Consider the following 14,462-nt stretch of genomic DNA (forward strand, 5'->3'; position numbering starts at 1 on the left):
GGGCCGTGCCCAGGCACCGACCCCTGTGACAGGTCTGTGACAGTCGGCGGACAGAGCCATGAAGGTGAACCGGCAATCTTTTCGGCACAGGCAAGCAAGCAGGCCGAAGACCGGAACTCCACGACGGGGGGCGCGAGATGAACACGCTGCACGGCAACAGCACTGGCGCAGTTGTCACGCGTCTCCACGACGTCCGGAGCACGGAGAAGTCCGGTGCGGATGGGGGTACCTCCCGCGCGAGCGCAGTCGAGCGTGGGGGAGCAGGGTGCGCTCGCGGCACCGGGCGTCAGCACACCACGTTCATGTCGGTGGTTGACGCACACGTGGGGAAGCACCACGGGGCAACGGGGGTCGCCACGGGGAACGGGGACCGCGTACGGGGAGGGCACGGGGGAACACCGGTCTGTGTCGGAGGCGGAGTTCACCGCCTACGTCCAGGAGCGTCGTGCCTCCCTGTACGCAACCGCCTACCACCTGACCGGAGACCGCTTCGAGGCCGAGGACCTGTTGCAGAGCGCGCTGTTCTCGACCTACCGGGCGTGGGACCGGATCAGTGACAAGGCCGCGGTCGGGGGCTACCTCCGCCGCACCATGACCAATCTGCACATCAGCGCGTGGCGCCGCCGCAAGCTGAACGAGTACCCGACCGAGGAACTGCCGGAGACCGCCGGCGACACGGACGCGATGCGCGGCACCGAACTGCGCGCCGTCCTGTGGCAGGCGCTCGCCCGGCTCCCCGAACTCCAGCGGACGATGCTGGTCCTGCGTTACTACGAGGGCCGCACCGACCCGGAGATCGCGGAGATCCTCGACATCAGTGTCGGCACGGTGAAGTCCAGCATCTGGCGGTCCCTCCGCCGGCTGCGTGAGGACGAGGTCCTCAGCTTCGGCCGTGACGAGGAGGAGTCCTTCGGGGAGCTTGTCGCCTGAAGGTCAGCGGGGGGTAAGTAACGGGGAAAGCGGGGGTGCGGGGAGCACGGGGAACGGGGAACGTCACCGTGGCGCTGGGGGCGCCGGTGTGACACATGGGGGGATCACGGGGAAGCGGGACTGGAGGGCCGGGGGGTCCGTCCAGTCCCGCTTTCATGTCCGGCGTCGGGCCCAGGGGGCCTCGGGCTCAGGCCGGGGCCTTCGCGACGCGGCCGGCGGCCGCCGCCAGCCGACCCAGCGCCTCGTCCCGGTCGCAGGGGTGGGCGCCCAACTCCGTCTGCCGGGCCACGATCGAACGCTCCAGCCGCATCAGCCGCCAGCCGCGACGCAGCAGGAACGGCACCGACTTGCGGCCCTCCTTGAGGTCGCGCAGGAAACGGCGGCGGAAGGTCTTCACCGGTCCACGGGTCAGGCAGAGCGCGTCCGCCAGCAGACCGAGTTCACGGCAGCGTTCGACGATCTCGGCGGCGAAGATGCCCTCGGCGATGAACACCGGCGTCCGTCCGATGTGCAGGGCCTCCGCGCCCGTCCGCGCGCTGAGGGAGATGTCGTACGTCGGGACGGTCGTCCCGCTCGTGCGGCACAGTTCCCCGATCGCGGCGACGGCGGTGTCCGCGTCCCACGACAGCGGGTGGTCCCAGTCGATGTCCGTGCTGCCCTCCACCAGCGGCAGCGTCGGGTCGTCGCCCTCCTTGTAGAAGTCGTCGAGCCGCAGCACGGGCAGGCCGGAGCGGGCGGCGAGGAGGGACTTGCCCGAGCCGGACGGACCGGACAGCAGGACGACTCGGGTCGGTATCGGGGGATGCGAACTCACGAGAGTCCAGTGTGAGGCATCGCGCGGCTCCCGCCGAGACGGCGGGTCGCCCTTGGAGCGCACATCACACCTCAACTACCTTACGTGTCTCTATGATTACTTTCCGCAAGAGGAACGCACAGCAGAAGGTGGCCCCCTGATGGCTCGACACTCGGCTCCCCAGAACTCCACCGCCCGGCGCGCGTTGCTGGCCGCCGCCACCGCCGGGGTCGCGCTCGGCGCGGGCGCGGGCACGGCCGCCGCGGCGGACGACGCGGCCCCGGTCGTCGACGTGCTGCGCACCCGGCCGACGTCGCTGGGGAAGATCGACCCGCAGGCGGGCCTGCAGGCCCTGACCGGCACGGTCGGTTACGTCACCGGACCGGTCGCGGGGCTCAAGCCCAACCCGCTGGCGGGTACCGGGGTCGATCCTCTCGACAACGGGGTGGGGACGCAGTTGGCCGACTTCCAGCCACTGACGTCGACGGCGCTGACCGGGCCGGTGGCACAGGCATCGTCGATCGGGAGCATTCCGGTGGTGGGGCAGGTGGTGGGCGGATTGCGCTGAGTTGTCGGGTGCGCGGTACGCCCGTGAGTGACGTGAGTCGACCCCCTTCGCCCGAAGGGGGTCGACGCGTTTTGTTCAGACGGTACGGCCCAAGGGGGTGATCATGATGTGGATCACCTCGTTGTCGATGACGTACAGGACTCGGTAGTCGCCGACACGGAGGCGCCGGACGTCGGGTGACCCGTACGGAGTCGATGCCGCTGGGCGGGGGTCGTCGGCCAGTTTGTCGATGGTGTCGAGGACCAGCGCGAGGCCGCTCGGGTCTTCCTTCAGGAACCGCGCTGCCGAGTCGAGGGCGTGTGGTTCGAAGACGACCTGGTACTTCACTGCTGTTCGAGCCCCAGCCGTCGACGAACCTCTGCCATCGGAATGCCGGGGCCGAGCGTTCCCTCCGCCTTGCGCCGCTGGTAGTCCGCCACGGCCAGGGCGTCTTCGAAGTCCTCTATCACCTGCGGCGAAACGAGGAGCGCGGCCACGTGTCCGTGGTCGGTGAGGGCGATGGTCTCGCGGCCGTGGGCGGCGCGGCGGACCAGGTCCCCGAGCTGGGAGCGGGCGGCACTGATGGCGATCTCAACCATGGGCGCATGGTGGCACATGATTACTCTTGTGAGCAATTTATTTAACTAGATGCGCGTGACGCGGACCGTGCTGGTGTGATGGACAGGGAAAGAGCCGCGCCCTCCCCCTACGGAGGAGGGCGCGGCTCCGTCGATCTGCGTTGAAGCCTCGTTGTGTCAGTACGCCGACCCCGACGCCCCCAGTGACCCCGTCGGGTGCCAGACCGTCTTCGTCTCCAGGAACGCCGTCATGCGGTCGGTGCCGGGCGTGGCCGACCAGTCGTCCACAGGCTGTGGACGCAGAACGCGCTTGAGGTTGTCGGCCGCGGCGATCTCCAGTTCCTTCGCCAGGACGTCGTCCGCGCCGGCCAGGTCGATCGCGTTGACGTCCTGGTGCGCGGCGAGGGGCGTCGCGATCTCCGACGTACGGCCGGAGAGGACGTTGACCACGCCGCCGGGGACGTCGGAGGTGGCCAGGACCTCGCCGAGGGAGAGGGCCGGGAGGGGAGACCTTTCCGAAGCCACCACCACCGCCGTGTTGCCCGTCGCGATCACCGGGGCGAGGACCGAGACCAGGCCCAGGAACGACGACTCCTGGGGGGCCAGGACCGCCACCACACCCGTCGGTTCGGGGGAGGACAGGTTGAAGTACGGGCCCGCGACCGGGTTTCCGCCGCCGACCACCTGGGCGATCTTGTCGGTCCAGCCCGCGTACCAGACCCAGCGGTCGATCGTGGCCTCCACCTGGGCCGCCGCCTTCGACTTCGACAGGCCCTCCGCGTCGGCCACCTCGTGGACGAACTGCGCCCTGCGGCCCTCCAGCATCTCGGCGACGCGGTAGAGGACCTGGCCGCGGTTGTAGGCCGTGGCTCCCGACCAGGCGCCGAACGCCTTGCGCGCGGCCACCACCGCGTCACGGGCGTCCTTGCGGGAGGAGAGCGGCGCGTTCGCCAGCCAGTTGTTCTTCGAGTCCGTCACCTCGTACACCCGGCCGCTCTCGGAACGCGGGAACTTCCCGCCGACGTACAGCTTGTAGGTCTTGAAGACAGTCAAGCGGTCAGACATCGAGGTACGCCTCCAGGCCGTGGCGGCCGCCCTCGCGGCCGAAGCCCGACTCCTTGTAGCCGCCGAACGGCGACGTCGGGTCGAACTTGTTGAACGTGTTGGACCAGACGACACCCGCGCGCAGCTTGTTCGCGACGGCCAGGATCCGGGAGCCCTTCTCGGTCCAGATGCCCGCCGACAGGCCGTACTGGGTGTTGTTGGCCTTGGCGACCGCCTCGTCCGGGGTGCGGAAGGTGAGGACGGACAGGACCGGGCCGAAGATCTCGTCACGGGCGATGGTGTGCGCCTGCGTGACGTTCGTGAAGAGCGTCGGGGCGAACCAGTAGCCGGCGGTGGGCAGTTCGCAGGCCGGGGACCAGCGCTCGGCGCCCTCCGACTCGCCGCGCTCGACGAGCGAGGTGATCCGGGTGAGCTGCTCCTCGGAGTTGATCGCGCCGATGTCCGTGTTCTTGTCCAGCGGGTCGCCGAGACGGAGGGTGGACAGGCGGCGCTTGAGGGAGTCGAGCAGCTCGTCCTGGATCGACTCCTGGACCAGCAGGCGGGAGCCCGCGCAGCAGACCTGGCCCTGGTTGAAGAAGATGCCGTTCACGATGCCCTCGACGGCCTGGTCGATGGGCGCGTCGTCGAAGACGATGTTCGCGCCCTTGCCGCCCAGTTCGAGGGTGAGCTTCTTGCGGGTGCCCGCGACCGTCTTGGCGATCGCCTTGCCGACCGCCGTGGAGCCCGTGAAGGCCACCTTGTTCACGTCCGGGTGCGCGACCAGCGCCGCACCCGTGTCGCCGTACCCGGGGAGGATGTTGACGACGCCCTTCGGGAGGCCCGCCTGGCGGCAGATGTCCGCGAAGAAGAGGGCCGAGAGGGGGGTCGTCTCGGCGGGCTTCAGAACGACCGTGTTGCCGGTCGCCAGGGCCGGGGCGATCTTCCACGCCAGCATCAGGAGCGGGAAGTTCCAGGGGATGACCTGGCCCGCCACGCCGAGGGGGCGGGGGTTCGCGCCGTAGCCGGCGTGGTCGAGCTTGTCGGCCCAGCCCGCGTAGTAGAAGAAGTGCGCGGCGACCAGGGGGAGGTCGGCGTCGCGGGTCTCCTTGATCGGCTTGCCGTTGTCGAGGGTTTCGAGGACGGCCAGCTCGCGGGAGCGCTCCTGGATGATGCGGGCGATGCGGAAGAGGTACTTCGCGCGCTCCGTGCCGGGCAGGGCCGACCACTTCTCGAACGCCCTGCGGGCTGCCTGTACGGCGCGGTCCACGTCCGCCTCGCCCGCCTGGGCGATCTCGGAGAGGACCTCCTCGGAGGCGGGGCTGACCGTCTTGAAGACCTTGCCGTCGGCGGCCTCGGTGAACTCGCCGTCGATGAACAGGCCGTAGGAGGGGGCGATGTCGACGATCGCCCGGGACTCGGGGGCCGGTGCGTATTCGAATGCGGAAGCCATGGGGATCAGTCCACCGTCACGTAGTCGGGGCCGGAGTAGCGGCCGGTGGCCAGCTTCTGGCGCTGCATCAGCAGGTCGTTGAGGAGCGAGGACGCGCCGAAGCGGAACCAGTGGTTGTCCAGCCAGTCCTCGCCGACGGTCTCGTTGACCAGGACGAGGAACTTGATCGCGTCCTTGGTGGTGCGGATGCCGCCGGCGGGCTTCACACCGACCTGGACGCCGGTCTGGGCGCGGAAGTCACGGACGGCCTCCAGCATGAGGAGGGTGTTGGCGGGCGTGGCGTTCACCGCGACCTTGCCGGTGGACGTCTTGATGAAGTCCGCGCCGGCGAGCATGCCGAGCCAGCTGGCCCGGCGGATGTTGTCGTAGGTCGAGAGCTCGCCCGTCTCGAAGATGACCTTCAGGCGGGCCGCGGTGCCGCAGGCCTCCTTCACCGCGGTGATCTCCTCGTGGACCTTGAGGTAGTTCCCCGCGAGGAACGCGCCACGGTCGATGACCATGTCGATCTCGTCGGCGCCCGCGGAGACGGCCTCGCGGACGTCCGCCAGCTTCACGGTGAGGGGGGCGCGGCCGGCCGGGAAGGCGGTGGCCACGGAGGCGACCTTCACGGTGGAGCCGGCGACGGCGGCCTTCGCGGCGGGCACCATGTCGGGGTAGACACAGACCGCGGCGGTGGCGGGCGTGGTGCGGTCGGTGGGGTCGGGGAGGACCGCCTTGGCACCCAGGGACCGGACCTTGCCGGGGGTGTCCGCGCCTTCCAGGGTCGTCAGGTCGACCATGGAGATCGCCAGGTCGATGGCGTACGCCTTGGCGGCTGTCTTGATGGAACGAGTGCCGAGGGAGGCGGCGCGCGCCTCCAGGCCGACCGGGTCGACGCCGGGCAGCCCGTGGAGGAAGCGGCGCAGCGTGCTGTCGGACGCGGTGACGTCGGCGAGAGCGTGGGGTGCAGCTGTGGACATGGTCACCAGACGAGCATATCTACGCGCGTAGCGGGTGTACAGCCCTCGGGATTGTTCCGCGGGCGAGTGAGGGGGCGGGCGCGTGCCGTCTCCGGCGCGTGCGGGCCGTCCGTGGCTCGTCGCGCGGTTCCCCGCGCCCCGCGCGGGGCGCGACCTCGGCTGCGGGCAGGTGCGCGCCATCGTGCAGAATCGGACGTATGAGCACCTCGGATCAGGCCTCCGCGTCGACGCCCGGCAAGCCCGACGGCAAGCCCGACAACAGGCCCGACAACAAGCCCGTCTACAAGGACCGGGCGTACCGGTCGCCCGCCGGGCTCGTGGGCGGCGTGCTGCTGCTCGGGCTGATCGCCTGGCTCGGTGGGGACGCCGTGGTGTCCGGCGACGGGCGTACGCCCTGGCTGGCGCTGGCCTCGATGCTGGTGGCCGTGCCGGTGGTGGTCGCGTTCTCGGTGCGGCCGGCCGTGTTCGCCAACGACGACCGGCTGCGGGTGCGCAATCCGTTCCGGGTGATCGAACTGCCCTGGGCGAGCGTGGTGTCGCTGCGGTCCGGCTACACGAACGAGGTCATCGACGAGAGCGGCACCAAGTACCAGCTCTGGGCGATCCCCGTCTCGCTGCGGGGGCGCAAGAAGGCCCATCGGCAGCAGGCCCGGGAGGCCCGTCGGGCGGCCAGGGGCGACGGTGGCGGGCGTACCGCCGACGCCGGGCGGCCCGTGCGGGCGGAGGCCGATCAGGTCATGGCCGATCTGCGGGACCTGTGCGAGGCGCGGGCGAAGGCGGCCGGGTCGCAGGGGGAGCCGAGCGTGCGGTGGGCCTGGGAGATCGTGGGGCCCGCGGCGGCCGGAGCCGTGCTGTTGGTGGTGCTGATCGCGCTGGGGTGACACCGGCCTGGTCTGACATCGGTCCGGTGTGACACTGGTTCCGGTGTGACATCGGTCCGTTGTGACATCGGTCCGGTGTGACGTGGAGCTCCGGGGAGTCGTTTCCGTGAGGAACACCGGACGTCTGTTCTAGGGTGGCGCTGCTCGTGTGTCCCGCCTTCACAGCCTGGTCCGCTTGGATCGTGTCGGACCGCGCGGCGCAACCACGACGGCGGCCGGAGTGTCCACACAACGATGAGTACCGAGCTTGAGTCCCAGTTCCCGGCCGGGGTCTCCCCACCGCCGCGTCCCCTGCCCGCGTTCGCCGTGCCCGACGGCAGCGTCGCCTGGAGCGGGGAGAAGACGGAGGTCTGGGCGCGGACCCGGCCGCCCCTGTGGGTGCCCGCGCGGACGCGGCCCCTGCATCTGCTCGCCGTGGTCCCGGGTGGCCTGATCGTCGGCTTCTGGCTGGCGAACTTCGTGGAGGTGCCCGCCGCCCTCGCCGCGCTGGTGCCGTTGCAGCTGGTGTGGACCCTGGTCAGGCCCGAGGTCGTACGGTTCTCCGCGCCCGCCCTGCTGCTTCTGCTCGCCTGGTTCGGTGGCTCGCACGACGTGCCGACCCTGGTGGGCCTCCTCGCCGCGACCTTCACCTGGGCGGCGGCCGAGATCCGGCTGAGCAAGCGCCGACTCCAGCGGCAGTGGGCGCTCGCGGCCACCGAGGGGGTCACGGCCACGGTGCCGGACCAGGCCGGGCCGCTGCGGCGCGGCCGGTTCCTCATGGGCTTCGGGGCCGTGCTGACCGTGGTCGGCGCGGGGATGCTCTCCGCCGTCTCCGGCTGGGACGTCGCCACCGACGGGCACCAGGCCACGCTCGTCGGCTGGTTCGTGGTCGGCTGGGGACTCACCACGTCGCTCTCCGGGCTGCTGGGCCGCCGCCGGTCCGCCGCGCTGCGGGGCGCTCCCGTGCCGGTGCTGCGGGTGCTCGTCCGCGACGGCGCCGACGGGGACGCGGAAGTGTTCGCCGTCGACGACATGGCGGCGCTGCGGCCGTTGTTCACGGTCGCCACCGAGCAGTGGTACGACGACGCCGACGAAGACGATGAGGACGCCGAGGAGGCCGAGGAGCGCGACGGCCGGTCGGAGCGGGACGCGCTCCTCGACGCCGTCGAGGGCGTCGACGAGGACGACGACCAGCCCGGTCCCCTGCGCGAGGCCGTGCTGTACGGGCTGCCCCACGACGGCGCCGAGATCGTGATCGTCAGCGCGGCGGAGGCGCCGGAGGCCCCGGGCGGGGCCGGCGGACCGGTGGACCTGGCAAAGCCGACGTCCGCCACGGCGTCCGCCGAGGGCGGTGCGCCCGCCGAACTGGTCGTCGAGTCGTCCAGCGGGCCCGTGCGGCCCCTGTCCGACCGGACCGTACGGCACCGGGCCGCCCGGCAGCGGGCCGGGGCGAAGCGGCACACGGTCCACGAGGAGCTGCGGGCCACGGCCGTCACGGAGAGCCGGGCGCGGCTGGGGGACGAGCCGGTGTCCCTGCGGCGCTGGCGGGCGGGCTGGGCGGACTGGGCCGCCGCCCTGTTCATGATCGCCGTGACCGCCGCCGTGGGGCTCTACCCGGACGGACCGACGCGCTACGTCCTCGGGGGGCTCCTCGGCCTCTTCGGCGTCCTGACGCTGCCCCAGATGCTCACCTGGCGCATCACAGCCGACCGTTCGGGGCTGTGGCTGAGCGGCTGGGGCAGGCCCCGGCACGTCACATGGGACGACCTCGCGACCGTGCGGTGCGCCGGTGCCGTGCTGACGGTGGACAGCCGCCAGGAGTCGTTCGAGCTGTGGAGCGTCCGGGCGGAGCGCTGGCGCTGGCTGGAGCGCAAGCTGCGGCTCGTTCACCCCTACGAGAGGACCGCCGCCGAGATCACCGCCCTGTGGCAGGAACCCTCACTGCGGCCGGAGGGGGAGTACGTCGGGCGGGGGATACCCCTGTGGCCGCTGAGTGCGGTGCTCGCCGTGGGGTGGGCGGCGGTGCTGGTGCTGGTGCCGTAACGGCTGTGCCGACGCAGTAGGGGCTGGTGCCGGTGAGGTCGGCGGACCGTGCCTCGCCGCCTCGCCGGCCCGCGCGTGGCGGAGGCCCCGGCCGGTGGGTGAACCGGCCGGGGCCCCGTGTGCGAGGAGAGGCAGGGCGGTCAGATGCCCGCTGCCGCCGAGAGGTCCCGCTTGATGCCGGTCAGCAGCTCCGTCGCCTTCGCGCGGGCCGCCGGGAGGGCGGTCGGGTCGGCGACGGGCACCACGACCTCCAGGTAGCACTTGAGCTTGGGCTCCGTGCCGCTGGGGCGGACGATGACACGGGCGCCGTCGAGCGTGTAGCGCAGGCCGTCCGTGGGCGGGAGCCGGTCCGTGCCCCGGGTCAGGTCCTCGGTCCCGGTGACGGCCAGGCCTGCGAGGACCATCGGGGGCCGCTCGCGGAGCCGCTCCATCGCGCGGGCGATCAGCGAGAGGTCCTCGACCCGCACCGACAGCTGGTCGGTGGCGTGCAGCCCGTGCTCGACGGCGATGTCGTCCAGCAGGTCGAGGAGGGTGCGGCCCTCCTCCTTCAGCCGCGAGGCGAGTTCCGTGATGAGCAGGGCCGCCGTGATGCCGTCCTTGTCGCGGACGCCCTCGGGGTCGACGCAGTAGCCGAGTGCCTCCTCGTAGCCGTAGCGCAGGCCCTCGACGCGGGCGATCCACTTGAAGCCGGTCAGGGTCTCCTCGTAGGGGAGGCCCGCCTTCTCGGCGATACGGCCGAGGAGGGAGGAGGAGACGATCGACTCGGCGAAGGTGCCCCGGGCGCCGCGCGCGACCAGGTGGGTGGCGAGGAGTGCGCCGACCTCGTCGCCGCGCAGCATGCGCCAGTCGGTGCCGTCCTTCACGGCCACGGCGCAGCGGTCCGCGTCCGGGTCGTTCGCCACGATCAGGTCGGGGTCCGTCTCGCGGGCCTTCGCGAAGGCCAGGTCCATCGCGCCGGGCTCCTCCGGGTTCGGGAAGGCGACCGTCGGGAACTCCGGGTCCGGGTCCGCCTGCTCGGCGACGAGGACGGGCTCGGGGAAGCCGGCCCGGGCGAAGGCGGCGAGCAGGGTGTCCCGGCCGACGCCGTGCATGGCCGTGTAGACCGTGCGGGCGGTCCGCGGGGAACCGGGGGCGAGCACCGCGTCCGTACGGGCCAGATAGGCCTCAAGGACGCTGTCGTCGAGGGTGTCCCAGCCGGCGTCCGGGCGGGGCACGTCGTCGAGGGAGCGGACGGCGTCGATCTCGGCCGCGATCCCGGCGTCGGCCGGGGGCACGATCTGGGAGCCGTCGCCCAGGTAGACCTTGTAGCCGTTGTCGCGCGGCGGGTTGTGGCTGGCCGTGACCTCCACACCGGCCACCGCGCCCAGATGCCTTATGGCGAAGGCCAGGACGGGCGTGGGCAGGGGGCGGGGGAGGACGGCCGCGCGCAGGCCCGCGCCGGTCATCACGGCGGCCGTGTCGCGGGCGAAGTCGGCGGACTTGTGGCGGGCGTCGTAGCCGATGACGACCAGGCCGCCGGTGTCGCCCTGCTTGTTGAGGTAAGCGGCGAGGCCGGCGGCGGCGCGGATGACGACCGCGCGGTTCATGCGCATGGGGCCGGCGCCGAGTTCGCCCCGGAGGCCGGCCGTGCCGAACTGGAGGGTGCCGGAGAAGCGGGTGGTCAGTTCCGCCGTGTCCGCCGCGTCGATCAGCCTGCCGAGTTCGTCCCGGGTGTCCGGGTCGGGGTCCTCGGCCAGCCACGCCTTGGCGCGGGCGATCAGGTCGTCGTGCACGGGGGTCAACCTCTCGTTCTATGTCTGCCGTCGGTCTTCTGCTGTGCCGTCGGTTCGATTGTCCTCGCCCCCGCCGCCCCTACCCATCCCAGGAGCTGCGCCCCTTTGACCCCGCTCTCAGTGGGTTCTTCGGGTGCGGGCCGGGTGGGGTTGCTCGCGCAGTTCCCCGCGCCCCTGAAAGACCAGGCCCTGCGGGCCTGGAAGGGTGCGGGGCTTGAAAAGCACGGGGCGCAGCCCCTGCTTTTCAGGGGCGCGGGGAACTGCGCGACCAGCCCCCACCCACCCGCACCCGACAACGCACCCCCGGCGGAGCCCTCCGCGCTACAGCCGGTTCAGGACCTGCGTCAGCAGCGCGCCCATGCGGGTCGCCGAGTCGCGGCCCGCCTGGAGGACCTCCTCGTGGTTGAGGGGCTCGCCCGTCATCCCGGCCGCCAGGTTCGTCACCAGGGAGATGCCCAGGATCTCGGCGCCCGCCTCGCGCGCGGCGATGGCCTCCAGGACCGTGGACATCCCGACGAGGTCCGCGCCGATCACGCGGGCCATGCGGATCTCCGCCGGGGTCTCGTAGTGCGGGCCCGTGAACTGCGCGTAGACGCCCTCCTCCAGGGAGGGGTCGATCTCCTTGCACAGGGCGCGCAGGCGCGGGGAGTAGAGGTCCGTGAGGTCGACGAAGTTCGCGCCGACGATCGGCGACGTCGCCGTCAGGTTCAGGTGGTCGCTGATCAGCACCGGCTGGCCGGGGCGCATGCCCTCGCGCAGACCACCGCAGCCGTTGGTGAGGACGATCGTCTTCACACCGGCGGCGACGGCCGTACGGACGCCGTGCGCGACGGCGGCGACGCCGCGCCCCTCGTAGTAGTGGGTGCGGCCCAGGAAGACGAGCGCGCGCTTGTCGCCGATCCTGTACGAGCGGACCTTGCCGCCGTGCCCCTCGACCGCCGGCGGCGGGAAGCCGGGCAGCTCGGTGACCTGGAACTCGGCCTCGGGGGCGCCCAGGGCGTCCACGGCCGGGGCCCAGCCGGAGCCCATCACGAGAGCGACGTCGTGGGTCTCGGCGCCCGTCAGCTCACGCAGGCGCGCGGCGGCGGCGTCGGCGGCGGCGTACGGGTCGTTCTGGATGTCGTCCGGAAGAAGAGATGCGTTCACGTGACGAGGGTATCCGGTTTGGGCCTACGCGCGTAGATGACCAGGCTCCCGGGATCCGGATCGTTGCCTTGTCGTTTCCAACACCGAGGGAGGCGCTCGCCCCCCCCGGGCCGGTCCCTCAGCAGGGGCGTTTGCGGAGTTCCATCACATAGTCGTGCGGCGCGCCCGCCGACTCCGCCGCGTCCGCGACCTCACCCAGATAGCGGGCGGAGGGCAGGCCGCCCTCGTAGCCGTTGAGGACGTAGACCCAGGCAGGTTCCTCACCGTCCAGCGTGTGTACGCGGACCCGCATCCGGCGGTATATGTCCAGCCCGACGCCGACCCACCGGTCCATCGCGTCCTCGTCCATGGGGGCGATGTCGTAGAGGGCCACGAAGACCTGGGAGCGGGGGGCCTCCACGACGGTGGCCAGGGCGCCCTCCCAGCCCATGTGCTCGCCGCCGAAGGTCAGCCGCCAGTCGTTCAGCCAGCCGGTTGCGCGCAGCGGGGAGTGGGGGGCGCGGCGGGACATCAGACGCGAGTCCAGGTTGCCGGCGTAGGCGGCGTAGAGCGACATGGGGGAGAGGGTACGGGAGCGCTCCGCTTGGGGGCCGGGCGCCTGAGGGGTGGAGGGGTGCGGTTGTTCGGCGGGTGCGGGTGTGTTGTGGCTGGTCGCGCAGTTCCCCGCGCCCCTTGCGGGGCGGCCCGCACCCCCGACTCGTTGGCACCCCCGCTCGTGCGGGACAATGGGGCATGTGACTCGGATCGTGATCATCGGTGGCGGACCCGGCGGATATGAAGCGGCGCTGGTGGCCGCGCAACTCGGCGCGGAGGTGACCGTCGTGGACTGCGACGGTCTGGGCGGGGCGTCGGTGCTGACCGACTGCGTGCCGTCGAAGACCCTCATCGCGACGGCCGAGGTGATGACGACCTTCGACTCCTCCTATGAGGAGCTGGGGATCATCGTCGCCGACGACACCCCGCACATCGACACGCCCGCGCGTGTCGTGGGTGTGGACCTCGGCAAGGTCAACCGGCGTGTGAAGCGGCTCGCGCTGGCGCAGTCGCACGACATCACCGCCTCGGTGACGCGCGCCGGCGCACGGGTCATGCGCGGGCGCGGGCGGCTCGTGGGGCAGCAGGACCTCGACGGGTCGCGCAAGGTCGTCGTGCGGGCGGCGGACGGGTCCGAGGAGACCCTGACCGCCGACGCCGTGCTCATCGCCACCGGCGGACATCCGCGCGAACTGCCCGACGCGCAGCCGGACGGTGAGCGCATCCTCAACTGGACGCAGGTCTACGACCTGGACGAGCTGCCGGAAGAGCTGATCGTCGTCGGATCCGGTGTCACCGGTGCCGAGTTCGCCGGCGCCTACCAGGCGCTCGGGTCGCGCGTCACCCTCGTCTCCAGCCGCGACCGGGTGCTGCCGGGCGAGGACCCGGACGCCGCCGCCGTCCTGGAGGACGTGTTCCGGCGGCGCGGCATGAACGTCATGGCACGGTCCCGCGCCGAGTCCGCCAAACGGGTGGGGGACCGGGTCGAGGTCGCGCTCGCGGACGGGCGCGTCATCACCGGCTCGCACTGTCTGATGGCCGTCGGCGCCGTCCCCAACAGCGCCGGGATGGGCCTGGAGGAGGCCGGGGTCAAGGTCAAGGAGTCCGGGCACATCTGGACCGACAAGGTGTCGCGGACCACCGCCCCCGGCGTGTACGCGGCCGGTGACGTCACCGGGGTGTTCGCCCTGGCGTCCGTCGCCGCCATGCAGGGCCGTATCGCCATGTACCACTTCCTCGGCGACGCCGTGGCCCCGCTGAACCTGAAGACCGTGTCGTCCAACGTCTTCACCGACCCCGAGATCGCCACCGTCGGCTACACCCAGGCCGACCTGGACGCGGGCGTCATCGACGCCGTCGGGGTGAAGCTGCCGCTGCTGCGCAACCCGCGCGCCAAGATGCAGGGCATCCGGGACGGCTTCGTCAAGATCTTCTGCCGGCCGGGCACCGGCATCGTCGTGGGCGGTGTGGTGGTCTCGCCGCGCGCCTCCGAGCTGATCCACCCGATCTCGATCGCGGTCGACAACAACCTGACGGTCGAGCAGATCGCGAACGCGTTCACCGTGTATCCGTCCCTGTCCGGCTCGATCGCCGAGGTCGCGCGCCAGCTCCACACACGCAAGTCGGGCGGAGGGGTCTGACGACCCGTAGGGTTCGCACGGTCCGTACGGATCGCATGGTCCGTTCGGACCGTGCGATCTGTGCGTTCTGACCGATGTGTGCCGAGTTCCGTCCGGGATGGCCCCTATATCACTTCTCGCCCCACCCTGCGAACAACTTCTGCTATTCGGCGCAAACTGCTGAAAG

At 71.6% G+C, this 14,462-nt stretch carries 13 protein-coding genes and 1 pseudogene; 5 read left to right on the plus strand and 9 right to left on the minus strand.

All coding sequences use genetic code 11. From position 1 onward, the window contains the following. The first annotated feature begins 137 nt into the window (after positions 1 to 137). A pseudogene (locus E4N62_RS31095) lies at positions 138 to 930 on the plus strand (SigE family RNA polymerase sigma factor). 187 nt (positions 931 to 1,117) lie between these two features. On the opposite strand, the gene E4N62_RS31100 reads toward E4N62_RS31095, so the two are convergent. Then, complete coding sequence (locus E4N62_RS31100; RefSeq protein WP_230219736.1) at positions 1,118 to 1,744, minus strand: uridine kinase; 627 nt, start codon at positions 1,742 to 1,744, stop codon at positions 1,118 to 1,120. Between the two features lie 139 nt (positions 1,745 to 1,883). Here E4N62_RS31100 and E4N62_RS31105 point away from each other — a divergent pair, with 139 nt between their 5' ends. After that, entirely contained in the window at positions 1,884 to 2,291 is a 408-nt protein-coding gene (locus E4N62_RS31105) for a hypothetical protein (RefSeq protein WP_230219737.1), read from the plus strand. Between the two features lie 75 nt (positions 2,292 to 2,366). On the opposite strand, the gene E4N62_RS31110 is transcribed toward E4N62_RS31105, so the two are convergent. The 5 genes from E4N62_RS31110 to deoC form a co-directional block, all read right to left on the minus strand. Next, on the minus strand, positions 2,367 to 2,618 hold the full coding sequence (locus E4N62_RS31110; protein WP_230219738.1) for a type II toxin-antitoxin system RelE/ParE family toxin: 252 nt from the start codon (positions 2,616 to 2,618) through the stop codon (positions 2,367 to 2,369). Beyond that, entirely contained in the window at positions 2,615 to 2,869 is a 255-nt protein-coding gene (locus E4N62_RS31115; protein WP_133049980.1) for a type II toxin-antitoxin system Phd/YefM family antitoxin, read from the minus strand. The genes E4N62_RS31110 and E4N62_RS31115 overlap by 4 nt, the downstream gene beginning before the upstream one ends. Before the next feature lie 156 nt (positions 2,870 to 3,025). Further along, positions 3,026 to 3,913 (minus strand): aldehyde dehydrogenase family protein, encoded by an 888-nt coding sequence (locus tag E4N62_RS31120; RefSeq protein ID WP_230219739.1) that lies wholly within the window; start codon positions 3,911 to 3,913, stop codon positions 3,026 to 3,028. Beyond that, positions 3,906 to 5,342, minus strand: coding sequence for an aldehyde dehydrogenase family protein (locus E4N62_RS31125; protein WP_230219740.1), 1,437 nt, complete (start codon positions 5,340 to 5,342; stop codon positions 3,906 to 3,908). Before E4N62_RS31125 ends, E4N62_RS31120 begins: the two co-directional genes overlap by 8 nt. Before the next feature lie 5 nt (positions 5,343 to 5,347). Continuing rightward, complete coding sequence (gene deoC / locus E4N62_RS31130) at positions 5,348 to 6,301, minus strand: deoxyribose-phosphate aldolase (protein ID WP_230220294.1); 954 nt, start codon at positions 6,299 to 6,301, stop codon at positions 5,348 to 5,350. Between the two features lie 197 nt (positions 6,302 to 6,498). On the opposite strand from deoC, the gene E4N62_RS31135 reads away from it, so the two are divergent. After that, positions 6,499 to 7,182 carry a PH domain-containing protein gene (locus E4N62_RS31135; protein WP_230219741.1) on the plus strand — a complete coding sequence of 228 codons (684 nt, stop codon included), beginning with the start codon at positions 6,499 to 6,501 and terminating at the stop codon, positions 7,180 to 7,182. Positions 7,183 to 7,416: 234 nt separating this feature from the next. Continuing rightward, the gene (locus E4N62_RS31140; protein ID WP_230219743.1) at positions 7,417 to 9,204 is read left to right on the plus strand and encodes a hypothetical protein; all 1,788 of its coding nucleotides are present in this window, start codon (positions 7,417 to 7,419) and stop codon (positions 9,202 to 9,204) included. A 140-nt stretch (positions 9,205 to 9,344) separates the two neighbouring features. Here the strand turns inward: E4N62_RS31140 and E4N62_RS31145 are convergent, their stop codons facing one another. The 3 genes from E4N62_RS31145 to E4N62_RS31155 form a co-directional block, all read right to left on the minus strand. Next, entirely contained in the window at positions 9,345 to 10,976 is a 1,632-nt protein-coding gene (locus E4N62_RS31145; RefSeq protein ID WP_230219745.1) for a phospho-sugar mutase, read from the minus strand. 321 nt (positions 10,977 to 11,297) lie between these two features. Then, a complete protein-coding gene (locus tag E4N62_RS31150; protein ID WP_230219747.1) occupies positions 11,298 to 12,122 on the minus strand; it encodes a purine-nucleoside phosphorylase in 825 nt (274 codons plus the stop codon). A 118-nt stretch (positions 12,123 to 12,240) separates the two neighbouring features. Next, positions 12,241 to 12,678 (minus strand): gamma-glutamylcyclotransferase, encoded by a 438-nt coding sequence (locus E4N62_RS31155; protein WP_045562870.1) that lies wholly within the window; start codon positions 12,676 to 12,678, stop codon positions 12,241 to 12,243. A gap of 169 nt (positions 12,679 to 12,847) precedes the next feature. On the opposite strand from E4N62_RS31155, the gene E4N62_RS31160 reads away from it, so the two are divergent. Continuing rightward, on the plus strand, positions 12,848 to 14,296 hold the full coding sequence (locus E4N62_RS31160; RefSeq protein ID WP_184904279.1) for an NAD(P)H-quinone dehydrogenase: 1,449 nt from the start codon (positions 12,848 to 12,850) through the stop codon (positions 14,294 to 14,296). Positions 14,297 to 14,462: the final 166 nt, after the last annotated feature.

The sequence above is a fragment of the Streptomyces sp. MNU76 genome (assembly GCF_020982545.1).
Lineage (GTDB): Bacteria > Actinomycetota > Actinomycetes > Streptomycetales > Streptomycetaceae > Streptomyces.